The sequence below is a fragment of the Kluyvera sp. CHPC 1.251 genome, assembly GCF_036759945.1.
GTDB lineage: Bacteria > Pseudomonadota > Gammaproteobacteria > Enterobacterales > Enterobacteriaceae > Kluyvera > Kluyvera sichuanensis.
The window spans coordinates 410,430-434,338 of record NZ_JAPKIC010000002.1 but is presented as its reverse complement, the minus strand read 5'-3'; the positions used below and the strand labels follow the sequence as shown (position 1 = coordinate 434,338).

Sequence of the window (23,909 nt, the reverse complement as noted above, 5' to 3'; positions counted from 1 at the left end):
TAGCTGGTGGTAATCGTTTGAATAACAAAGCTGGCGAGTTTTAAATAATGACACACCTCATGGGCGTGAAAACGGTAAACAATTCTAATAAATTAAGACGCTATTTATGTGTTGGTATAGTATTTTTTCTGCTGCAAATCCTTAATTATAACCTTGATCAGTGTGAGGATTTTGCCGGTATCAGCCTGCAATTCTATCCCCTGGCGCTACCGATGTTCTCTGCTCTGCTGGTAATATATCGATTCGACGCATGGCCAATTCTGGCTATTTTTTTTATGTATTGCCTCTATTTCCACCCCTTGTCTTCGATATTTACGTTTTCGGCCCAGTTGCTGGCTGCGCTCATTAGCCAGACTTTCTATTTTGCAGCAACCCGGCAGCGTGGTCAGGCCAGTTTTGGACGCAGTAAGCTGACGGCTCAACGTATTGGCTGGCTTGTATGCTGTAATGCCGTGCTATTCACGCTGTTCAACCACTGGATTCAGCCTTCCCCTGCATCGGGCCCTGGCAATGCGCTTTTTACCCTACAAACCTTTATTAACCTGCAGTGGTTGATGAATGCCTGCCTGACCGGTATTCCTTTTTTCTATCTTATTTTTAGAAGTGTGCAAAACCCAGGATGGTGCCGCTTATATTTTCGCCAGGTACAGTCGTCGATTCGTTCGGGTCCGCCAGTCTACTACCAGGTAATCTGGTTATGCCTACTAATAGGTATTATGTTCTGTCTGATCAGTCGTGAAGATAATATTTTAATCTTTACCGAGTATTCCTTGCTATGGTTGCTTCCCGTCATACTATGGGGCGCTATTTGTATTGGTCATTCTCTTATTTCCCCGGTGTGGGCGATTATGCTTATATTATTGAGTCACTTTACGAACAATTATATTGTTTATACCGACACTAACCTTTATTTACACAGCGTAGCGATCGTTTCAACGATGGTTTTTATCTTCTCCATTACCATTGTCCTGGCAGGGGTGTTAGCGGTGCGTAATCGCCGCTACCTGAAGCGTCTTCGGCAACTTTTTCGTTCGGAATCCAATACCGGGCTGCAGAATTTCCAGGCGCTTAAAATTGATATGCGTAAATATTCTGCCGCATGCCTCTGTTACCTGCGCTGCACGGAGTTAAATTCTCTGGAGCAGGTGCACGGCATGGAGTTCCGTTTTGAGTTTGTTAAAGCCATTAGTGCCTATATTAGCGATAAGATTCATGATACTGGGTCTATCTATTATACGCCGGGGCAAGGGCTTATCGTCCGCTTTACGATGGTTCCCGACATGGGAGATCTATATCGCTTTTTAAATGTATTTCGCTTTAACTGGAGAGGTTTTGAGTTAGGGCTGCCCTGCGGCGTCGCCTATACCGCTGAAAGGAGCCATCTGCAGAATCTTTCGCAGGCGGTAAAGCTGCTTAATACGCAAAGCTATATCTCGCTACTGCAGGGGAAGCCATTGGGTCTTGACCCGCATTCACCTGGCGATAACATCGTTAGTGAGGCGGTAATCCGTCATATCCTGCAAAAAGCCATCGACCGACAAGTTTTTGTGCTGATGGCCCAGCCTATTTTGTCCACCATGTTGGTGGCACAGCCGGTGATTTCTACTACCGGACTGACCTGCTATCACGAAATACTCATCCGTATGAAAATGGTCGATGGTAAGCTGATTTTCCCGGACACCATTTTACCCATTGCGCGCGAAGCTGGGCTGCTACCGGCGCTAGATATTACGGTAATTGAGCAGACGTTCCGCTTTATGCATTCGCGTTGGCAGAGTGATCCCGAAAGTCATTTCTCTATTAACCTGACGCCTGAGTCACTCAATAAATCTGATTTTATTGATAACGTCTTAATCTTATTTAAAAAATACAATGTGTCGCCGGAAAGAATTATTTTCGAGGTGATCGAGACGGATATGATTGATAACGCTAACGTCATTGAGGCGCTGCGTACATTGCGTCGGGTAGGATCTAAGATTGCGATTGATGATTTTGGCACGGGATTTTCCAGCTACTCCCGTTTGAGGATCCTGGAGGCCGATATCCTGAAGATAGACGGCTCGTTTATCCGTAATATTATCGACGATCCTTTCAGCCAGTGCGCGGTGAAATCTTTCTGCGAAGTCGCGAAGCTTAAAAATATGGAAATTGTCGCTGAATTTGTCGAAAACAAGGAGATTGAGCAGGCGTTGATTGATATCGGTATCGGCTGGTTGCAGGGCTACCATATTGGCAAACCTGTCCCAGTGGAAACGCTGGCGTTTGAAAAACATACCGTATAGGTCGGCAATCATAAGGGAGCGGCAATCGCCGCTCCCTGAGTTATCAGGATTTCGGGAACACCCAGACGTGTTTTTCCGGCAGCGACAGGTGGCAATGCTGCGGGTCGCGCACCTCATTGCCGTAGGCGCGGATAGCAAAATCATCCCCGGCGGTGCGGAACAGATACTCCCAGCGGTCGCCGAGGTACATGCTGGTGACCAGCGGCAGCTCAAGCTGGTTATCGCCCGGCCCGTCGACCAGCGCCACGCGCTCGACGCGGATCACCGCCGTGCCCTCGTTGCCAACCTGCACGCCTTCTCCCGCCTGGCCCCATAGCGCCCAGCCGCTGCCTTCTACGCGCGCTTTGCCGTCGCGGATCTCAGTCACTTTGCCGTGCAGGCGGTTGTTGCTGCCCATAAACTCGGCGGTGAACAGCGTTTTCGGCGAGCCGTACATCTCCTGCGGCGTACCCTGTTGCTCAATTTTGCCGTTGTTAAGCAGCAGGATACGGTCAGAAATCGACATCGCCTCGTTCTGATCGTGCGTCACCATCAGCGCTGAAAGGCCAAGCTTGATAATAAGCTCGCGCAGGAACACGCGCGCCTCTTCGCGCAGCTTGGCGTCGAGGTTGGACAGCGGCTCATCGAGCAGAATAACCGGTGGGTTGTAGACCAGCGCACGGCCAATCGCCACGCGCTGCTGCTGGCCGCCGGAGAGCTGGTGCGGGTGGCGTTTGCCAAGGTGCCCAAGGCCTAGCTGATCCAGCACGCCCTGCACCCGCTGGTTGATCTCCTGTGCGGGCACTTTACGCAGCTTGAGTGGGTAGGCCACGTTCTCAAACACCGTTTTATGTGGCCATAGAGCGTAGGACTGGAACACCAGCCCCAGGTTGCGCTCCTCGGCGGGAATTTCGCTGCGCGGGGTGCCGTCGTAGACCTTATTGTTGCCGATAGTAATCGACCCCTGCGTCGGTTTTTCTAATCCCGCGACTGCGCGCAGCAGGGTGGTTTTGCCGCTGCCGGATGGCCCCAGCAGCGAGACCACTTCACCGCGCTTGAGGTTCATGGTCACGCCTTTTAACACCGGGTTATCGCCGTAGGTTAAGTGCAGGTTCTCGACCGATAATTCAATCATGTAATTTCACTCCAAAACGAAGGGCAATCCCCAGGCCAATCACCACCAACACAATGTTGATAAACGAGAGCGCCGCGACGATGTCGATAGCGCCCGCCGCCCACAGAGAAACCAGCATCGAGCCGATGGTCTCCGTGCCCGGCGACAGCAAATAGACGCCCGTTGAGTACTCGCGCTCAAAGATCAGGAACATCAAAAGCCAGGAACCAATCAGCCCGTAGCGCGACAGCGGAATGGTGACGTGGCGGGTGATCTGCCCGCGCGTTGCGCCGGTGCTGCGCGCAGCTTCTTCCAGCTCTGGCCCCACCTGCAGCAGGGTTGAGGAGATAAGCCGCAGGCCGTAGGCCATCCACACCACGGTGTAGGCCAGCCAGACGCTGAACATGGTGCTGCGTAACGAGCGCAGCCAGACAATCAGGTTATCGCGCAGCCATTGCGACCACGGCATGCCGGAGAGCCAGCCGGATTTCAGCGCGTTATCGAGCCACATCGGCAGGAACAGGAACACCCACAGGAACGCCAGGCCGGCGAGCAGTCCGGGCACCGCGCGGGGAACCAGCACGCTGTAGTCGAGGAAGCGGGTGGTGTTATCCGGTTTACGGTGCATGGCGATGCCGATAAACAGATAGCAGCCAACCGCCAGCGCGCCGCCGATCACGCCAATCGCCATCGAGTTGACGATAGCGCGCAGCAGGTTCGGCTGCTCCCAGATGGTGCGGAAGGTACTGAGCGACAGCTCATCCCACAGCGAAACGCCCACGCCCCAGTTGGAGATAAAGGCACGCAGCACCACGCCCATCAGCGGCACGCCGATGGTGATGGTCAGCCAGAACGCCACCACGGCGCCTGCTATCCAGCGCCATTTGCCGAGCGGCAGCGCGCGGGCCTGCGAGGCTTTGCCCTTCATGGTAACGAAGCGGTTGGCGGTGCGCATCAGGCGGCGCTGCAGCATCACCAGCGGGATGGTCAGGCAGATCAGCACCACGGCGACTGCCGCCATCAGGTGGTATGACGGCGTGCCGAGCTTGTTGGTCAACTGGTACAGGTAGGTCGCCAGCACCATGTTGCCTTCCGGATCGCCGAGAACCAGCATCAGGCCAAACACTTCCAGTCCGAGGAAAAACAGCAGCACGACCGCGTACAGAATCGATGGACGAACCATCGGCAGGCTGACCGAGGTCATCACCTGCAGCGGGGAAGCGCCGGAGATACGCGCAGCTTCTTCGACGTCCGAACTGACGCTACGCAGCGCCGACGAGATATAGAGATAGGCGTGTGGCACGTGGGTCAGGCCGGCAATCACCACGATGCTCGACATATCGTAGATGTTCCACGGCACGAAGCCAATCAGCGACTGCGCCCATAGCGACAAAAAGCCCACCGGCCCGGCGGCGACCACGTAGCCAAACGCCAGCACCATCGGCGAAACAAAAATAGGCACCAGGATCAGCGGCTCAATCAACCGTCTGCCGGGCAGGTCGGTACGCACCATCAGGAAGGCCAGAATGCCGCCCAGTGGGATGGCGATAATGACCAGGCCGAAGGCGAGAATAAAGCCGCTTTTCAGCGCCTTATAGAAGTCAGGGTCGGTAAAAATAAAGCCAAAGGATTCAAGGCTCCAGGCCTTTGCCGGGGAGAAAAACGGCGCGGACAGGAAGCTTTGGATCACGATAAACGACAGCGGCGTGTAGATAGCCAGCGCGGTTATCAGCACGACGACGCCGCGCGGCAGGCTCTGCCACTTTCTACGTAATGCGTTCATAAGCAAAGAGATCCGATAACACGAATTCAGGAAGCGAGAACACAGCGCGCCAGCGAAGGCGCGCGTGGTTCAGGCGCTTATTTGGCCGCGGCTTCACGCCACTGTTTGATGTAATCCAGACGTTTTTTCGGCTGCAGATATTCCAGCAACGACTCATCAACCGGGATTGGCTTCAGCGCCGTGCCCAACATTTTGGTCATGCCGTCGATGTCGTTTTTGCCTTCGATATCGTTACGGATAGAGGGGATATCCGCCTGATTGGCCAGGATGCTCTGCCCTTTTTCAGACAGCACGTAGTCCATCCACAGCTTAGCAGCGTTGCTGTGCTCGGCCTGCTGGCTGATGAAGGAGACGCGCGACAGCACCAGGGTGTAATCCTTCGGATAGGAGATACCCAGCGACGGGTCGGTTTTGGCGCGCGCTTCGGCATAGGAGCCGAGGATGTTGTAGCCGATCAGGTTTTCGCCTGAAGAGACCCTTTCCATCATCGTGCCGGTAGAGGACTGCACCGCTAAGCCGCCTTTTGCCACGTCGGCCAGCGTCTTGAAGTAGTTAGGATCGGCTTTGTAATCCATCACCGACAGCATGAAGCCGACGCCGGATTTTTCGATATCGTAGGTGGTAACTTTGCTTTTGAACTTATCAACCTGACCGGCAACCAGCTTCGCCAGCGCGGCGTGTGAGTCCGGTACGTCAGCCGCTGGGATCAGGCGTTTGTTGTAGATAAACACCACTGGTTCATAGGTGGTGCCATAGGCTTTGTTGTGCCAGACCGCCCATTTCGGCAGCTGTTTTTGTTCAGCGGAAACGTACTCCATGGCGTAGTCGGTCGCGAGCTTCATCGCGGTATCCATGGAGGAGCTCCAGACCACATCACCGCTGCCGCCGCCGGAGGCCTGCTCGCTGATGAAACGGTTGTACAGTTCGGTGCTGTTCATATCGTTGTATTCAACTTTGATGCCCGGATAGGCGGCCTCAAAGCCCTGAATCAGCGGCCCGGCCGCTTTGGTGTCGGTGGTGGAGTAGATAACCACTTTGCCTTCTTTGGTGGCGGCATCGACGACCTTTTGGTAGTCGGCCGGGTAACCCTGAGGCAGCGCGGACAGGGCGGAGAACGACATGAAAACGGTAGCAGAGAGTAGGGATATACGGAATGTGTTCGACATTATTATTAACCTTTTAGTTACGTTTGAAGAACTAAAAATCAACATAGCGGATGGGGGGAGAGAGACAAGAGGGGGGAGGAAGTAGGCTGGTGGAAATGTGATTGTTGGCGTTGTTTCGGGAATTAACACCATAGAAACCGCGAGGGCGGTGTTTAGTTGTGGGGAATTTTTTGAGGGCGTAGTGCTCCCCTCCAGCGCGAGCCATATAAATTGCGCAGGCGCAGGGAGCGCGCAAGGGGCGGCCAATCGCCGCCGCCCCCTGCCCCCCCGGGCTCTGGCGGCAAAATCGCCGCTGCGCGGTTCCCTCAGCTTATCCCCTCCGGCTTCGGGTCGGGCGCGAGTTCACATCCCTGTGAACCACGCCCTCAGCCCACATCCCTGTGGGCTGACCCGGCCTACAGGGAACGCTTCGGCGATTTAGACGCCACCCAAAACCGTGCGGTCTTTCAGTTAACAGCAAAAACCAACACAAGTGTTACTGAAACGGCGGAGTCCCCGCTGGAAATCGGCGAGCCGTAGCACGGAAGACAAGGTCAGGACGCCATGGATGGCGGACTGAGGCGAACCGAGACAGGGACGTCGAGTTTCGCCGTGCCGCAGGCTGGAGTCGTAGGCGAGCGTAGTGCGAAGCACCGATTTCCCTGCGGGGCCGCGGGGATTGCGAAGGGGTGCGCGGCCGCACCCCTTGGCCCGTTCACAGGTGAAGAAGCACCATGTTCTGCCCAGCATAAAGTGAACGGAACAGCTGCACCATGCCGGATGGTTACTCCTGAGCCCCCCTCCGATACAACCGCCTCGGATGCCCAATACTCCCATACTGAATCTCAATCACAATAAACCCAATCTCCACGCAGTACTCCAGATACCGACGCCCCGTCGTCTTACTGATCCCCGCCTCCTCGACCACCTGCTCGACCGACCAGTTTACCTCTGGATGCTCGCTAAAAATCCGCTGCACCCGCGCCAGCGTCGCAGGCTCAATTCCCTTGGTGGAAGGCTGCCCCGATGCCTCACCGGCGGGCAGGTTGAACAGCTTATCCAGCGCGTGTTGGTCCACCACCTTCACCTGCCGCAGGGTGTGCTCCAGCAGCATAAAGCGCTCCAGCGACGCCTGCAGACGGTGAGAGAAAACCGGCTTAATCAGATAATCAAAGGCTCCGCTGCGCATCGCGTGACTACAGGTCTGCATATCGCTGGCGGCGGTGATAAAAATCACCGAACACTCAAACTGTTTCAGCAGCGGGCTGCCAATCAGCTCAACGCCCTGGCCGTCCGGTAAATAGTTATCCAGCAGCACCAGGCGCGGTCGATGCTGGAGGAGTAGTTCATGTGCCTGCGCCAGCGTGCTGGCGATCCCCACCACGCGCAGACGGAAGTTTTGCTCAATAAACTCCCGATGCAGCTGCGCCAGATGCGGCTCATCTTCAACAATAACAACCTCAAGAGGGCGGATATCAGTCATGGGAAGGTTCTGCGGTAAGCGCGGTCTGGAACGGGATGAAAACCGAAAATACGGTACCCTGCGGAACGTTATCGCTGATTTCGATGCTGCCGCCAGCCCGACGCACATAGCCGGCAACCAGGTAGAGGCCAATGCCGTGCTCTGAGCCGCTGAACTCGCTGCCGTCGGCGGATTTGCTGGTAAATCCTTGTTCAAAAATATGAGGCTTCATCGCTTCATCTACGCCACAGCCCCGGTCCGCCACCTCGATAACCAGCTCGTGGTTGCGATCAGAAATATAGATTTCCACCGGCGCGATGCGTGTGGTGGTGTTCAGCGTGGCATCAACGGCGTTGTCCACCAGGTTGCCAATGACCGACATCAGCTCGGTCTCGCTCAGCCCTTCCGGCAGCCGTGACACTCGGCAGGCCGGGTCGAACGTCAGCTCCACGCCTTTCTCGCGCGCGCTAACGTATTTCCCCAACAGCAGACCACACAGCGCCGGAGAGGCAAACTGCATTGAGAGGAAATCCAGCACCTGCTGGGCGCCTTCTGAATGCACCCGGATATAGCGCAGGGCATCGTCATAGCGCTGCATTTGCAGCAGACCGACCAGCGTCGCGGTCCAGTTAAGCTGCTCGTGGCGCATGATGCGCAGGTTATCGGCATAGCGGGTCACCTGGCTGAGCTGGTGGCTAAGCGTCGTGATATCGTTTCTGTCGCGGAAGCTGAAAACCCAGCCGCTTTGGGTTCCCGGCTCCACTTCAATGGCAACGCGGTTAACGATGGTTTCTCGATGATTCAGCACGGTGATGTGATCGTGATGACGACTATCGTACGCGGTATTGCCTGGCGCAAAGAATGACGGCGGTAGCTGAATAACCTCATCCAGCGGCTTGCCGAGCAGCGCCTGCTCACTCTGCTGAATATTAAGCATCTCCCTGGCGGCGCGGTTGATAAGGATTAGCTGCTTATCGGCATTGACCGCAAATATTCCTTCGTACATCGCCTCAAGCAGCGCTTTTTGCTGGAGCACCAGTTGGGCGATATCTTTCGGCTCGAGGCCGAACATCTGCTTTTTTAGCGTGCGGGCCAGCACCCAGGAGAAGATAAACAGCAGTAGCAGTAGGGCAATGCCGTACAGCCCGGTACGCCACAGCAGGCGGGCGTTAATATTGGCGATGTAGGAGGTGAGGTAGCCGACGGAGACAATACCGATAACCCGATGCTGGCTGTCGAAAATCGGCGCCTTGCTGCGCAGCGACACGCCTATCCCGCCTTTGCGTATAGAGATAATGGTTTTGCCCTGCAGCACTTCGGCATTATCGCCGCCGATCATCGGCAGGTTCAGGCGCTCTGGCGATTCCGAATGGTAGAGGTGCTGCTCGCGGACGTCGCCCACCACGATATAGCTGGCGTCGCTTTCGGCGCGTAGCGGCTGGATCAGCCGCGCAATGCCGGGAATATCCCGCCGCTCGACCATGGCGGCAAGCCCTGGCATCAGCGCAATCTCGCTGGCCTGAATCCGGGCACGCTGGCCCAAATCATGATGCAGTTGGCGGTCGATAAAATGAAACAGCAACGCGCCAAGCAGCGCCAGCAACAGGCAGGAGAACGCCAGCAGCGACAGAAACAGCTTCATCTGGAAGGTCAATCGGAGCGTCATACGGTTCGCCGCGGCCAGTACCGAAAGGAGTCATCCGAAAAGCCTATCATGCGAAAATACGAACCGTCATCGAGCGACCGCAGAGTTGTGAGCTACCTACCTTCTCCGGGTTAAAGCCACTTCCAGATGTAGGGGTATATGCGCCTCGTTACGCGATCACCGACACGCCGTTGCTGGCTAAGGCTGCCGCCAGCGGCGCATCCAGCTCGCCATCGATAATCAGGGTGCTGGCGAGATTCAGCCCGCCAATCGCAAAGGCAGAAGCGGCGTTAATTTTCTCCTGCGATGCCATCACGATGGTCTCCGAGGCCCGTTCGCTGAGCAGGCGCTTGACGGCCGCTTCTTCAAAGCTGCCGGTGGTAAAGCCCGCGTGGTGGTGCACGCCGGTCACGCCCATAAAAAACAGATCCGCGTTAATGCGGCTGACCGCCTCGCTCATGGCCGAGCCGGTGGTGACGACGGAATGCTTGAACAGCGTGCCGCCCAGCAAAATTACCTCAATCGCCGGGTAATCAATCAGCCCGACGGCAATGCTCGGGCTGTGGGTGACCACGGTAAAGGGCAGATCGACCGGCAGCAGCTTGATCATCTCGGTGGTGGTGGTTCCCCCGTCGATGATAACTACCTGACCTGCGCCGATCAGCGAAACGGCTTTCTGGGCAATGGTTTTTTTTGCATCCATTTGCACGTTTTTTCTTGCTTCGAACGGCGCAATGGCGGCAGAGACCGGCAGCGCGCCGCCATGGACGCGCTGGAGTAATCCGGCGGCGGCAAGCTCCCTGAGGTCGCGGCGAATAGAGTCTTCAGAAACCTGAAACTGCTGGCTTAGCTCGGTGGAGTGCACCTGTTTATCCCGGGCGAGAATCGCCAGGATCTGCTGCTTTCGTTGGCTGGCTAACATGTTTTTTTTCATGCTTGTTTTTTCTTGATGTTGCACGATTATGCGTGATAGTTTGCAAAATGTCATCGACAGGAGAGAAAAAATGAGCGCTATTGAGCCGTTAGTGAAAAATATTCAGTCGCAGCTGCTTTCTGACGACTGGTACACCCTGAAAAAATACACCTTCGACCTGCGCCGCCGCGACGGCACGTGGCAGCGGCAGAGTCGCGAAGCCTACGATCGCGGCCACGGCGCGGTGGTGCTGTTGTACAACCGCCGTAAGCAGACGGTGGTGCTGACCCGTCAGTTCAGGATGCCGGTATACCTTCATGACGGCTGCGGGATGCTCATTGAGGCGGCGGCGGGGCTGCTGGACAGCGCCTCTCCGGAGGCGCGCATTATTGCTGAAGCGGAAGAGGAAACCGGCTTTCGTATTACGCAAATCGAGCCGGTATTCAGGGCCTTTATGAGCCCCGGCTCGGTGACCGAAAAGCTGTGGTTCTTTATCGCGGAGTACCAGGATGAAGATCGCGTCAGCCGTGGCGGCGGCGTGGAAGAAGAGGGCGAAGATATTGAAGTACTGGAGTGGCCGCTCCAGCAGGCGCTGCGGGCGGTGGCCAGCGGTGAGATTATGGATGCCAAGACCATTATGCTGCTGCAGTATGTGGCGCTGAATAAGCGGTTGGGGTAGGGCGATTACCGTCAAACGAGAAATAAGGGATGCAGCTATCGCATCCCTTATGGATGTTGATTATTGATTTATAAGGTCAACGACTCGGTCAAATTCACTGTCTTCCTCGGCGGCACGGCTAGAAATAGAATTGCTGCTCTGTGTGCCCACTTTGATGGGTTCTTTACATGCTTTATGGAAGATGGTTTTCCCGCTTTTTGTCACGACTACGCCTGACATATCACCACGTTGCTCTTTATCGTAGACAATATACTCGTAAGGACCTTTGACAATACGGATCCAGTATAAAGAGCCGCCAGAAATCATCCCCGCGTTGTAGTAGGCGGTAACGCCATGCTGATTAGTGACGAGATTGAGCTCTGAAGTCGGTGTCTGCGTTTTCCCCAGAGCATACCCCGCTGCATCCTGAGCAATAAACGCACTGGCTAATTTATTGTTAGTTAATACGCACTCAAGCGTCAGTTGTTCCTGATCACCTTCGTTATAATGCTCGGCAAAGGCAGTATGGCTAACTGAAATACCACCTAAGATTACTGCAGTTATTTTTAGCGCTAATTTCACGGTCGTCACTCCTTAAGCAATATGCGTATTAACGATGGATGAGTGTTAATTACTGCCTTTAATTTTCTTGCAGTTTTCCAGCCAACTGGCGGTATCAATTTTGCCATCAGCCAGATATTTTTGCTGATTCTGCCAGTGAGCCGTGAGGAATGGCTTAAGGCCAGATAGTCGTTTATTCAGGGTGAGCATTTGATCGAAAACAGATACCTCCTGCTTCAGACCCTCTTGCCCATACAGAGTAGCTGAGTCGACTAGGCTGCTGGCGTAATACCCCGTAAGCTGCTGCAAACGATCGGATTGCTCACCGAGCTTGGTTTTTCGGAGTGCACAGTTGGCATCGCTGCTGTCTTTGTCCTTACACAGCAGTTCATAATTGTGATTCAGGAAGTCCAGAAAACGACCATCATCCTGCAACTTAGTGCAAAGGAAAGAACCTAGGTTAAGGCTTGCACGAATTGACTGTGCTCTTTCTTCCTGTTGTTGCTGGTTGCTGGCACGGAGCTGGTTTTCCAGATCTTTGAGTTTCTTTTTTAGCCCCGCATCTTCTACGCCTGAAGCCAGACTGCCGAGAGCTTTAGCCGTATCTTTTGACTCGTCTTTATTTTTTTCGGCCCCCTTATTCTCCTCGCCGAGCGTGGACCACTCTTTCTGGAGCGCTTTAACGCGGGCAGGTGAGGTAATGGTTTGAGAAACCAGAACAAGACGCAGACCGGTTGTTTTCCCTGTGGAAGGCTGAGCGCCATCGTAGTAGTTGATTTCTTTACGAGCAGCGCTACGGATCTCTGACTCGTTTGACATCACGCTACCGCCACGGACTACATAGCCACCAGCCTGGCCATGAAGTCTATTTATCTTGTTGAGATAAAAGGGATTGAACATCATCTCAGAGACATTGCCCAGCATATCGTACAGACCGAGAGGGTTGGGATTAAGCAGGCCAACAAGCTGAACTTTACCGTTTGATGACTGTGATCCGGAGTACCACTCAAAGTTCTTGATGTCATCCATCGGATAGCGCGTATCACGAAACTCGGCGCTGTTGACCTTCAGGCCACCGCGAGCGGCGAATTCCCATTCGGCTTCGGTTGGGAGGCGTAAAAATCCTGGATCGCCATCTTCCACCGGTAATTTATTGAGCGCATTGGTGCGTAACCACTGATTATATTTATCGGCGAGATTAACCGCCTCAAACCAGCTGATATTGGTCTCCGGGAGACTCAGTTTGCGAGATGGTGTTGGGCAGGTGCCACTGGTAAGTGCCTGATATTGCAGTGTTGTTAGTTCATATTTTGCTATTAAATAATAACGACCTTTGTTTTTATTTTTATCTGTAAAACTGCCAGAAATAAAGGTTGGATAGCTGTGTTCAACGACGCCCCAATCCCCGCCATCTTCTCCAAGGGTAATAGGTATATCACCGAGAGGCGTTGATGCTGGGATATCGACGCGGCGAAACACCATTGACCCCTCGCAGGGCATTGGCAAAATAATATCTTCGCTATCCGGTTTCGGGTTATAGGTTTTATCTGCCCAGGGTTCAGCCTGCACGGCAGACATTTTGATGAGCAGAGCAAGCGCCAGCCAGCGCGATAAATGAGAAGGAATAAAAGCCATGAACGATCTCCGCAAATAATAAATTGCCTGGCAAATAAGGGCTAAGGTTATATTTCGCGCAGACTCTGCGCGGGTTCAATATTAATAGCGCGGTAGGCGCCAATGCTGGCGACCAGCGTAGCGACTACAAGCGTTAGCAATAGCGCTATCAGTGCATGTAGCGGCGTTATCTTACAAAGCATCTGACCCGTTGCCTGGCTTCCGGCCAGGGCACGGTTAAAGACCTGGCTGGCTAAAAAATAGATAGCAAAGCCACCAATGTAAGCCAATATACTCAGCATGCAGCCCTGGATAATCACATAAATACCCACTGCCGAGCGGGTAAAGCCAAGCAGGCGGAGTACCGCGATATGCTTGCGCTTACGATCAACGTTCGCAATAAAAGAACCAACCAGCGAGGCAATACAGCCAACGAGTGCGGTAGCAGCAATGGTATTAAAAATAATGCCAAGCACTCGATTAATGCTTTTTACATTCTCAATATCGGCCAGACGGCTACTGGTTTCTATCCGCTGTGCCCTGAGATCGCGCTCAAGACTAGCTACCTGGTCAATATCTCGAGCATATAATCTGGCGCGAGCATAGCGTGGTAGTTTATTGGTGAGCGTGGCGCCTCGTGTATTTCCTAGTTCTGCTACTGAATAGCCGTCGCGAAAATGTTCAAGCGCCAGAAGGAGCGGCGTGCGCGTAAAAATGGCAGCACGGTTAAAATAGGTACCAGGCAAAATACCGACGACGGTAACGCTTTTACGCCCTGATTCTGCGCGATCGTCAAGTATCCTGCTGACCCTCAGCGTAACGGTGCTGCCCACGGTTACCGCCAGCTTCCGTGCGGCTTCCTGGGTAATGACCACATCACTTTCCTGACGGAGCGTCAGCGTTCCTAGTAGGGGATCGCCTTCATCGGTAGGAATGACTTCCGCATTTTCAATAAAATGTGTGCTGTCTGTTTGCAGATCGGCCAGCGTATTAAGCGAGCGTGTTTGCCCGATGGCAAAGCCTACATCAGGGCGTTGCTGTAGATTTTCTATCCAGCGCTGGTCATAACTGCCGCTGCTTAACATGCGAATTTCAAGGTTGCGGGGATCGCGAGTCAGCTCCTCTTGTAGCTGATTTACAATCCCAAAACGCAGGCCGAAAAGTAGTAACAGCGGCGCGATGACGGCGACGAGGGAAGATATGATGCAAAAAGAGATGATGCGGTCATGCCACAAATCCTGCATTGCCAGGCGGCCAAGCAGTCCGGCTCGGTTAAAGGACAAAGTAGGTTCCTCGCGGCTCATGCTCCGATGATGCGGTTAACGGTGCGATCTGGGCGGATAAGCAGGGTAAATTAAACTGCTGGACTAGCGGCCAGTCATGGCACACCACCAGCGCCATCATCCCTTCCTGGCGAACTAAATCGATAAACAGGCTAAAGAGTTGCTGTGCGTTGTAAGGATCCAACGCAGCAGTAGGTTCATCTGCTAGCACCAGTGCTGGGCGGTGTAAGATAGCGCGAGCGAAAGCTGTTCTCTGCCTTTCACCAAACGACAGTTGGGTGGGTAATTTCGCCAATAGGGGGGACAGTTTTAGCGCACTAATGATTCGGTCCAGCATCGATTTATCGGGAGTCAGCCCCAGCAGTTTGCACGGTAGCAGGATGTTATCTTTAACGCTCAGATAGGGGAGCAGCCCGCCATTTTGCAGAACAAAGCCAAGCTGGCGGGCACGAATACCCGCTAACTCGTTATGCTGCTCGTCATCGATCAGTGCGGCAATATTAAACTGCTGAATACCGTCGTTGAGCTCAAAACGTCCTATCTTCCCAGGGCTTAGTAGTAAACCGATGGCCTCCAGCAATGTGCTTTTGCCGCAGCCGCTTTCGCCCGTCACCGCCACTACCTGGCCTGGCCGCAGCATCAACTGTGGCAAGTTAACGTGGTGTGCCTGACTGCCCTGGCCGCGTACTATGCGCAGGTTTTCGATATGCAGCATCAGGGCATCATTTCCAGTGGGATAGGGTAAACGCGATCGCGTGGATCGCTTCCTGGAGCAAGGGCAACCCAGCGATCGACATCGGCGTTATATTTCTGATAGTGGCGTAGTTTAGATGACAGCGTGCGGATAAATTTCTCCTGCGATAAGCCATCCCAACTTTTCCATGTCTCTTCATCGAGATTTAATACGTCGCTCTTGTACGGTAGATCGGCCAGATATTCACCCAGTACGCCGAGATCGCTAATGCGAGCCTTATCCTGTTGTTTTAACTGATTTGGGTCTGTACCCATCGTCGCTGCAACGGTGCGTAACTGCTCGAACATTTTGGTTGGCGAGATCATTCCTTCGTTTGCGGCTTTCAGGATCTGACTCACGGCATCGCTTAAATCGCTTAATTGCCCCTTTGTCAGGAGGACGCGCACGTCGGTCGTTGGGATGTTTTGTTTAATCAGATCGCGGTCGCTAATCCAGGCCTGGAAGACAAGCGGAGCCTCGGTGTTATTGCGTTTTCCCAGATACGCCAGCTGCATAGCATGCCCAATAAGTGCGGTATCCTGGAGCAGTTTCTGTTCTGGTGTGAGCTTCTGTCCGTCATCTTTGGAATACAGTGCGCTACCGATTGCGGCATCGCCCATATACGCGGATTTCACCTGCTGCGTTATGGCTGAAGCCAGAGCATCAACCTGCTGACCAAACATTTTGATGTCGCCCGCATTTACTGCCTGATAAAGGTTGGAATGGGTGCTATCAAAATTGGAGAGATCGCGATACTGACTCTCTGCTTTCGCATGGTTTTCTTTGCCGGATGGCGTTTTCAGGTGCAGCGTATAGATGGCAATGCCGCGATTACCTGCTTCAAGGCGAAGCTGGCTCGCATCCATACCGGTGCCGGAAAGCTTATTGCTACCTTCAATGGCGCCAGCATCGGTAATTAACACAACGTATCGCGCGCCAAATGGGCTCCAGTCTATGCCATCAATTGCTGACATCACGCCGGAATAGGCATCTTCATCGTACAGTGAGCTTGATACCTTCGCTTCTTTGAGGTCGGCAACCTTTTTAAGGAAGTCTGCACCATCTTTTACCTGATTGGGGTCGGCAAAAATCTTTGAACGATACTCCAGACCCGGAACGGCTTTGGTGTTCGAACGATAAGAGACCAGACCAAATTTCACCTGACCTTCCAGGTGCTCTTGTTTGATCTTGTCATAGATCTTATTAACCGCTTCCTTGGTGCGCTCAATGTAGGGTCCCATCGAAATCGTGGAGTCGATAACGAAAACCACCGACGCGTTAAAACCCTTCAACTGATTTACACTGTCTTTTGGTTTTGGTGCCGGATCCGCTTTACTGACGGATGCTACATCCAGTAGGCGAGTGTAGAAGCCATCTTCAGTCATGACCTCTTCAGCTTTCAGGATCGGCAGCAGATAGAACTGCTTTTGCAGATCCACAAAATACTCAGGTTCTTGCGCCTGAATGCCTTCGGCATGACCATCTCGCTTTAGCTTAGCGCGCAGCGGTGCCACCAGTGCGACCGGGTCTGGTGCGGAGAGAATATCATCCAGGCTTTTCTTCTCTTTGAAGAAGATCAGGCGGTCACGGTTCGCCGGGTTGGTAAAGGCCAGCGTGAGCTGAATTTTCCAGTCAACGGTGCAGGATTTAGGGAGCCAACCGATGGTTTTACCATAGCTGTCTGGCCCAACTTTGATCCAGCCTTGCCCTTTATTATCCGACTTTTCATACACGTACAGACTGCTGAATGCAGGCTGGAGCTGACCATTATCATCACCAGCGTTTTTGACAAGCTTACAGCCAGGCGTGGTAAGTACGCGCTGGTATAACGTTTTCTTACCTTCCTGAAGTAGCGGTTTGTCTCCATCGGCAGCAAAAGCGTGCCCGCTGAGTATCAGCCCGCAAAGGGACAGAACGAGGTAACGTGCTGTATTTATGATCATTTCCCTAACTCCTCAAGGCGTTGTTTTGCCGTTTGGTTGTTGGGTTCTGTCTGCAGTACCGTTTCGTACCAATAGGCGGCAGTATCTTTATCCGGTGCTTTGAAACACTCGCTTGGCTGGTGGTATTTTGGGTCGTACTCACTCGCATAGACGATGGCAACTTTGGTGTCGCCGCCCTGGGCGCGGTTAGCATACAGACGCTGCGCTACGCCGCATTTCTTCGCGTCTTTTGCTGCCTGGACAATAGCGAGTAGTTTGTCGCTGTCGAGTTTTTCCTGTACGCAGCTTTGGACGAAATCCAGCTCGTTAAGGCTGTTTAAACTCTCGATGGTGCAGCCGTTCTGTTCGGTTTTTTCGGAGGTTGATGCCGTGGCTGGAGCTTCTTGCTGAGCCTGTGCTGCTGGCACAACGTCCGGGGATTTATCACGACCCAGGAACCACCACAGTGCACCGGCTATTACCACCAGGGCCAGTACCGACGTACCGATTAACGGCAGACGTGACGGGCTGGATTTCCGTTGTGTTCGATCTTCGGTATGGAGCACCGGCTCCACCAGATCAGGTTCCACAATGGCTGCGGGGGCTGAAGACGGTTCTGGCGTTTGTAGCATACTGCTGCCGCTGTAGTTACTGGTTTCACCACGAGCATCTGAAGAGAACAGTTCGTCGCGCACCAACTGGAGCGTAGTGCTGCGCTGCTCACCAGAAGCCAACGTTATCTGGATCTGAACCTGGCTTGCAGTAGCCAGCAGCGGATCCAGTAGCGTTGGGCCGATACGGAAACCGCTGCCGTTGGCCAGCGCGTAGCCACCGTTGACTATAAAGATGTGCGGTGCTGGGCTCCAATTACCGTCGGGTTGAAGGTAGTTTTGCTCGTTATTGCAAAGCGTAAAATTCAGCTCCGGCAATAGCGTATTATCGCCACGCAGGCGAACCATCAATTGCGCAGTACCCGGCACTGCTGGTTGGCAGGCGATGATTTTAGCTAGCATGGCATGTTCTCTTGTTTCAATTGGCTGATAATCAGGCCAAGTTGTCGATTATGTTCGAAGGAAATATCTCGTGTGGCGCTATGGCCCGCGTTATCCAGCACGACGCTCATTAGGGCTGAAAGCCAATCGCCCAGGTAGGTGATCCCCGGCTGTGGTGCAACGGCGGCAAGCTGAGGTAGCTCATCGCTGGCCAGCTTTGTCTGGCGTGCGAAGACCTTATTCTTCTCGCCTACATAACTGTTAGGCACTTTTTCTGGCGGCAGTGCGAGATAACCAAACCAGGCGATAAAATCGCGCATTGTCAGTTGAGCACGCAGCACCTGGCGCGCCATCAGATGTTCACGGCGGGTTCCCGTTTGTTCCTGACCTGCCAGTGCACGTTTTAGCGTGCCTTCCAGGTCTAAACGCGTAGCGGCAGTGATAAGTTCTTCACAGAGATAGTTGACTAATTCGTTACTCAAACCGAGCTGCCGCCACTGGGACATCTGCTGCGGTAATTCGCGCAAGTGAGCCACCCAGGCTTTAAAGGTCTGATGGGCGAAATCATCGTCTTGACCCACTCTTTCCTGAGGTACTGGCGCTGGTGTCTCGCTTGCTGTGGACACTGTCGTCGCAGAGGAAAACGGATCGGTGGCAAATGGATTGTCACCAAATGGATTGTCACCAAATGGGTTGTTGCCAAATGGATTGGCAATAACGGTATTTGCAGTCTGGCTCTCGCCGTTTGACTGTGGTTCCTGGTCGCGGATACTCAGATAGATATTGTTGAGCACGTGGGTTGGCAGATCCAGATGTGCCATTACCTCACCCATGCCGTGAGGACAGGCGGATAACCCCTGCCACAGTTCTTTGGCGATGGCTTGCTTTTTGACTATCTGCCCGTCGCCATCTTGTTCGAACCAGCGTCCTAACTGGCGGTCTCCTGTGTCCTGACGGCATTGTTCGAGCTGCTGGCGCAAACGTTCCAGCTTAAAGTTCAGATTGGCTACTCCGCGCAACGCCTGGGTCAGACGTGCCATACCGCCATCGTTGAGTTCGAGCATGGCCTGCCAGGAGGCTCGAGGTTCAGCTACATGGCGAATTACGTTTTTGCCGCATACGAAAGCGTTGGCCATGGTGTCGAGCACATCACGGTAGCGTTCGGTAACACCCACTTCATTAAGATGTTCCTGGCCTGAATCCCCCTCCACCTGCAGGAACGGATTATCGAGGCCGGGTTTACGCACCAGGAAACAGTTATTGAAGGGTTGATTTGGCGCCCATTGCTGTAGCCAGTCATACTGTGAGAAGCGCTCAAGCAGGGTCATGTGCACCATGCCTTCCATACCTTCTTTCAGTTGGGCTTCTGTATGCTGCAAGCTGTTGTTGATGCGCATGTCACACATAGTTATGGCCCAGAACAAGCCCGGCTTCCGCTCTTTGCGCTCCTCGGCACTTTTACCCTGCGTTTTCTCAACCCAACGATTCAGGACCGGGCCTACATCTACGACGTCGCTTTGCTTAGCGGAGCTGGCGCATACGACAAGCGCATTCATCTCCTGGTTATCGGTATAACGCTCGAAAAGATAGGCTACTTTTCCGCGAAGCAGAAGCTGAGAAATCGCGTTAAGCCCATCCCGGCCAGCTTCTTCCAATGCGGTGATCTTCAGACGACCGCGATAACCTGGGAAATCAAGCAGATCAACATGTTCTACGATGCTGTTCGCCTCAACTTCGGCCAGCGGGAAAATCAGTTCAGTGGTTAACGCAGCCAGCTCGGCTTGGGTTAAGCTGGCGCTGCCAATTTGCTGTTCTTCTTTCCAGTAGCGAATCTCAACGTTGCGATCCTGGCTGGAGCCCAGCCGATTAAGGCTATCAACGTTCATGATGCTGCCGCTGGTGTGATCGGTGAGCGTCTCCAGGGGAGCAAAGACCATCCGGGCATAGTTGAGCTTAGCGAGCACGTTTGCTAATGAACGGTAGGTTTCGGTGAGTGCGGGCTGCTCTCCCCACAGGAGTGAAAAGAGCTCAGCACGTTCACCAGGACTCAATGCAGGTGCAATTTTTAAAACCTGCGGCCACCAGGCATGTTCAAGCTTCTCAACTGATTTTTTAAAGGAGGCGTTCAGGTAATCCCACAGAGCCACGACATCTTCCTGATTTACCCCATTGTAGCCCTGGCTCTGCACGGTACGATGCAGGAAAGGGCGTAGATTTTCATCAATCCGGCTTTGGTCAATCTGGTAGCTAAGCTGCTCATGGTTAAAGTCGTTAAACCAGGCATTCGCCAGAATTTTTGCCAGATCGATTTCGCTGAACAGTCGTAAAGGAACCGGGTAACCGGCGGGGGCCGCCGGGGCCTGACGGGTAAAACGGGTAACGAGCCCGGTGGCTTCTTTTCCGCCGCCGACGGGGTTAACTTCTTTGATAAAGTTAACGCGGCGTTCTCCATACAACGCTTCCAGTGAGCCGTTGCTACCCGCCGCTAGTGCTGAAATGAGATATGATTTCCCGGCCTGTGAGATACCAAAAAATCCAACGGTCATTGGCGTTCTGGCAACCTGAGTCAGGCTATTTGCCTGATTGCGGGTGCGAAGCAGAGTCAGGCTGAGCTTGTCGGCTTCGTTATCCAGACGTCGTGAACCACCGCGAACGGTATCCACCCAACCGAGCGCATCGAGACAACCCTGAGCGATAGCTGCCCAACCTTGAGTGAGATATTTTTGATCGTTATTCATTATTTTTTAACACTCCCGCTATCGAGCCAGTGTCGGCTATCAATGAGCCCAGTATCCGGCATGGTATTGAGTTCCAGGTCTAAATCACGTTTGCTAAACGATTTATCGGTATTGCTGCTTACGTCGGCGATGGTCAGGAGATCGCTAATCAGCCCTAATTGGCGAGCGCGCTTTCCTTTGTCGATTGTCAGTCTGACTTTGAGGTATGGCGATCCGTTATCTGTAGACGCGGCGGTGGAGAATTTCTTACGACCTTCTTCACTAAAACGCAGCGTGTAGAGCGGCGCAGCCGCCCAGCGCTCGGCATCCAGCTGGCGATAACCCAGACGCAGGTCACCGCGCATGATGATGCTTTGCGTGGTCTTCTCACCGTTTTCATCGGTAATAGCCGGTAGCTTGATCTGTCCATTTTCAGATTCAATATGGCGATATACGATGTCGGCATCACGGATCTGACTGTCCATATCAATGGTGCCGATATGGCGAATAGTTGAGTATGGTTTCAGCGCCGATGTCCGGAAATGGAAGTTCGGAATGCTGTGATTGGCACAGAGCTGGGTCAGCATTGCGCCCACGGATGCGGTGCTTTTCGGGTCGTCAATCTGACCATTTTTATGGAACGGATACCAGGTTCCGGTCTGATAACCGTGCAGGGGTAAAATACGTCCCGGAGGCAGCGGAAGGTTTCGACGAATAATTGCCTGAATACCCGGCAGTTGTGACGGCCGTCCGGTCAGCAGAAGCAGATCGCAGTTGTAGCAGGCTAGCACTTCACACAGTGCCGTTAAGGCCTTATCAATATTGAATTTGCCTGAACAGAGGTCGCTGTGCAGTCTGGACAGCGGCAGATTAAGCGTGATGTTTTCCAGTTTAAAATCGCTAGGGCCGCCGGCTTTCTGCACTTCACGACGAACAAACCCTTCCACTTCATCGCTTATACAACCTGCAAACAGCAGCTCGTCAACGCGTTGGTTAATCAGGGTATGAGTTTGCTCATCCTGCAGATCATATTGTTCATACTTGCTCAAAATATTTAGCGCGAGAGGAACAAACAGTTGCAGACTGAGCTGCTGACGCAGCACTGCCTCGGCAGCACTAATATTCTGCGAGCCGCACAGCTGAGACATAAGTGTTTCAACGGACATCACACCCGCTTCGCGCAGCGATGCTTCAAATGCAGGAAGAATATAGGATTGAATAACGTCCAGTAGAATATCGTCGCCCGCAATCTTGACGCTGTCACGAAAACGCTGGTGAGGGATGATATGCACGTTGGCACCACCGCCGGAAAGACCGTTGCGATCGAGATGGTAGTCGGTGATCACCAGGTCAGTGGTACCACCACCAATATCGATGGATGCAACCGTGATGCTTTCACGACTGTCGCGGTCAGGGCGGCCAAGTGTATTGAAGAAGACTTCCGGATGACCAGCAAAGTTTTGGTTAATTTCGGTGTAGAGATAGACCAGCTGTGCGCAGGAGGCTTCGTCCCATTCAACCCTGATTTTAGGCAGTGGGATCTTGATGTGCGCCTGGGTATGATCTTCCTGCTCATCCTGATACGGATCGTTCTCACCGTTGTGCCAGCGTAGCGATTTCCAGACGAGGCCGACGGCCTGGCGCATTCTTTCATCCAGGATGCAGCGTTCAGCCATTGGCATTCCCGGTGGAACGGTCAGAATAATATGTCGCAGCTGGCGTGGAATGCCCGCATGTCCCTGACGGATGCGCTGTTCTGGGCTGTTAATCTGGCTAATCGCCTGAGTCAGAACTTCCGACAGCATAAAGGTCATGAGTGAGCTGCGTGAGTAGCGTGGCGTAAAGACGGGAATACGGTCCATCTCATCTTCAATGGTGTGTAGCGCTTCACCACGTTCATCGATGAGGTTGGCAAACGGTGCTGCGGTTGCTAATGGGTTGCTGTCCTGCACATAGCTGCCGTTAAAACGCCAGCCTTGACCATAATATTTTTCGTCCCAGAGATAGCGTTTCGGGCTGGATAAGCCCGTTGAACCTTCACTGCCTTTACGGCGAGCAGCCAAACGGCTGGCTTCACCGCCAATGCGAGCAATGGTTGGCCATTGGAATGCATCGTGGCGACCGCTGCGCACTGAGCAGTGATCTTTCCCAAAAAATGCCTGTGAGAATTCGACCCGGCTTTCAAAGGGGTCGGTGTAAACGTGTTCTGGCGCGCTGAGATCGCGAAGCTTGAGGACATAATTATGCCGCATGCCTGAGCCAGACTGACCATGATCCTCAATCAGAATACCGCAGGTACGAGAGTTACCCACGTCGAGTATCAGATCGACCGCGATGGGTTTAATGGCATTCGTTTCCCGATTCGCAATGACTCTGAACTGCGGCAGTTCAATAACGGGGGCCGTTTGATTTTGCAATCCTTCAACGGGAATCGCCATCAGTGAAAGGAGATTAAGGTAGTGCGCCAGAGGATACTGCATAGCAAGCTCTTGCTCACGTTCGTCAATATCCCGGCCTTTGCTAGCCTCTTTGAACACCTCTTTGAGCCAATCTACGATCCACTCTTGCGCGAGGTACCAGTTCAGAGCATATGTTGCTGTTGCGACGGCGAAGGTTGCTCCCGCATTGACATCTTCCTGGTTTGGACTGAGGTCGGCGGCTGCCTGCTGCTTGGCCATAATACGCGTGTCGATAGCCAGCGTCATACGATAGCTATGCCCGTCCATATCTGGTTCAGCTAGCTTCACTATACGAAAACGTGCCCAGTTCAGCGGCCCTTCCTGATATACATTTGGCGGGCTAAAGCGCAGCAGGGGAAGCGGCAGCCAGATACCATCAAACAACTTAAGGCTCTGATCAACGGGGATATCGTACTGGCTTTTTGCCTTCTCAATATTTTCAGGCGTCGGTTGATAGAAATAGTAATCACGCTGCTCGTTATAGATTAAACGAGTCAGGATACCATTCGCTAATTTCACAAATTCGCCGGCAGGCTGACGTCCTGGGGATAGACCGAAATCCATAAATTGGATCCCGGAGTCACCGACTAGAGTGATTTGACGGTCAAAAGAAACAATCTCAGGCAACATAGTTATCTCGTCCCTGT

The 23,909-nt window shown here is 53.4% G+C and carries 16 protein-coding genes; 2 read left to right on the top strand and 14 right to left on the bottom strand.

What is annotated here, in order from left to right; genetic code table 11:
* Window positions 1-59 precede the first annotated feature (59 nt).
* A complete protein-coding gene (locus V6940_RS06390) occupies window positions 60-2,282 on the top strand; it encodes a sensor domain-containing phosphodiesterase (RefSeq protein WP_333495259.1) in 2,223 nt (740 codons plus the stop codon).
* Between the two features lie 43 nt (window positions 2,283-2,325).
* On the opposite strand, the gene V6940_RS06385 is transcribed toward V6940_RS06390, so the two are convergent.
* The 6 genes from V6940_RS06385 to V6940_RS06360 form a co-directional block, all read right to left on the bottom strand.
* Window positions 2,326-3,396 (bottom strand): ABC transporter ATP-binding protein, encoded by a 1,071-nt coding sequence (locus tag V6940_RS06385; RefSeq protein WP_333495258.1) that lies wholly within the window; start codon window positions 3,394-3,396, stop codon window positions 2,326-2,328.
* A complete protein-coding gene (locus V6940_RS06380) occupies window positions 3,389-5,158 on the bottom strand; it encodes an ABC transporter permease (RefSeq protein ID WP_333010029.1) in 1,770 nt (589 codons plus the stop codon). Before V6940_RS06380 ends, V6940_RS06385 begins: the two co-directional genes overlap by 8 nt.
* A gap of 77 nt (window positions 5,159-5,235) precedes the next feature.
* Window positions 5,236-6,324 carry an ABC transporter substrate-binding protein gene (locus V6940_RS06375; RefSeq protein WP_333495257.1) on the bottom strand — a complete coding sequence of 363 codons (1,089 nt, stop codon included), beginning with the start codon at window positions 6,322-6,324 and terminating at the stop codon, window positions 5,236-5,238.
* Window positions 6,325-7,087: 763 nt separating this feature from the next.
* Window positions 7,088-7,786 (bottom strand): response regulator, encoded by a 699-nt coding sequence (locus V6940_RS06370; protein WP_333495256.1) that lies wholly within the window; start codon window positions 7,784-7,786, stop codon window positions 7,088-7,090.
* Window positions 7,779-9,431: a sensor histidine kinase gene (locus V6940_RS06365; RefSeq protein WP_333495255.1), complete on the bottom strand. Its 1,653-nt coding sequence runs from the start codon at window positions 9,429-9,431 to the stop codon at window positions 7,779-7,781. Before V6940_RS06365 ends, V6940_RS06370 begins: the two co-directional genes overlap by 8 nt.
* Window positions 9,432-9,579: 148 nt before the next feature.
* Window positions 9,580-10,332: a DeoR/GlpR family DNA-binding transcription regulator gene (locus V6940_RS06360; RefSeq protein WP_333495327.1), complete on the bottom strand. Its 753-nt coding sequence runs from the start codon at window positions 10,330-10,332 to the stop codon at window positions 9,580-9,582.
* Window positions 10,333-10,414: 82 nt separating this feature from the next.
* On the opposite strand from V6940_RS06360, the gene V6940_RS06355 reads away from it, so the two are divergent.
* Window positions 10,415-11,002 carry an NUDIX domain-containing protein gene (locus V6940_RS06355; protein ID WP_333495254.1) on the top strand — a complete coding sequence of 196 codons (588 nt, stop codon included), beginning with the start codon at window positions 10,415-10,417 and terminating at the stop codon, window positions 11,000-11,002.
* A 60-nt stretch (window positions 11,003-11,062) separates the two neighbouring features.
* On the opposite strand, the gene V6940_RS06350 is transcribed toward V6940_RS06355, so the two are convergent.
* From V6940_RS06350 to V6940_RS06315, 8 genes are read right to left on the bottom strand one after another with little or no spacing between them, the layout of a single operon-like run.
* Complete coding sequence (locus V6940_RS06350; protein ID WP_333495253.1) at window positions 11,063-11,563, bottom strand: hypothetical protein; 501 nt, start codon at window positions 11,561-11,563, stop codon at window positions 11,063-11,065.
* A 45-nt stretch (window positions 11,564-11,608) separates the two neighbouring features.
* Window positions 11,609-13,177 carry a formylglycine-generating enzyme family protein gene (locus V6940_RS06345; protein WP_333495252.1) on the bottom strand — a complete coding sequence of 523 codons (1,569 nt, stop codon included), beginning with the start codon at window positions 13,175-13,177 and terminating at the stop codon, window positions 11,609-11,611.
* Window positions 13,178-13,224: 47 nt separating this feature from the next.
* Entirely contained in the window at window positions 13,225-14,439 is a 1,215-nt protein-coding gene (locus V6940_RS06340; protein ID WP_333495251.1) for an ABC transporter permease, read from the bottom strand.
* Window positions 14,429-15,154, bottom strand: a complete 726-nt coding sequence (locus tag V6940_RS06335; protein WP_333495250.1) for an ABC transporter ATP-binding protein — start codon at window positions 15,152-15,154, stop codon at window positions 14,429-14,431. The genes V6940_RS06340 and V6940_RS06335 overlap by 11 nt, the downstream gene beginning before the upstream one ends.
* On the bottom strand, window positions 15,154-17,115 hold the full coding sequence (locus V6940_RS06330; protein WP_333495249.1) for a vWA domain-containing protein: 1,962 nt from the start codon (window positions 17,113-17,115) through the stop codon (window positions 15,154-15,156). Before V6940_RS06330 ends, V6940_RS06335 begins: the two co-directional genes overlap by 1 nt.
* A complete protein-coding gene (locus V6940_RS06325) occupies window positions 17,112-18,107 on the bottom strand; it encodes a hypothetical protein (RefSeq protein WP_333495248.1) in 996 nt (331 codons plus the stop codon). The genes V6940_RS06330 and V6940_RS06325 overlap by 4 nt, the downstream gene beginning before the upstream one ends.
* Window positions 18,101-20,824, bottom strand: a complete 2,724-nt coding sequence (locus V6940_RS06320) for a virulence factor SrfC family protein (RefSeq protein WP_333495247.1) — start codon at window positions 20,822-20,824, stop codon at window positions 18,101-18,103. Before V6940_RS06320 ends, V6940_RS06325 begins: the two co-directional genes overlap by 7 nt.
* Complete coding sequence (locus tag V6940_RS06315) at window positions 20,824-23,892, bottom strand: virulence factor SrfB (protein ID WP_333495246.1); 3,069 nt, start codon at window positions 23,890-23,892, stop codon at window positions 20,824-20,826. Before V6940_RS06315 ends, V6940_RS06320 begins: the two co-directional genes overlap by 1 nt.
* Between the last annotated feature and the right edge of the window lie 17 nt (window positions 23,893-23,909).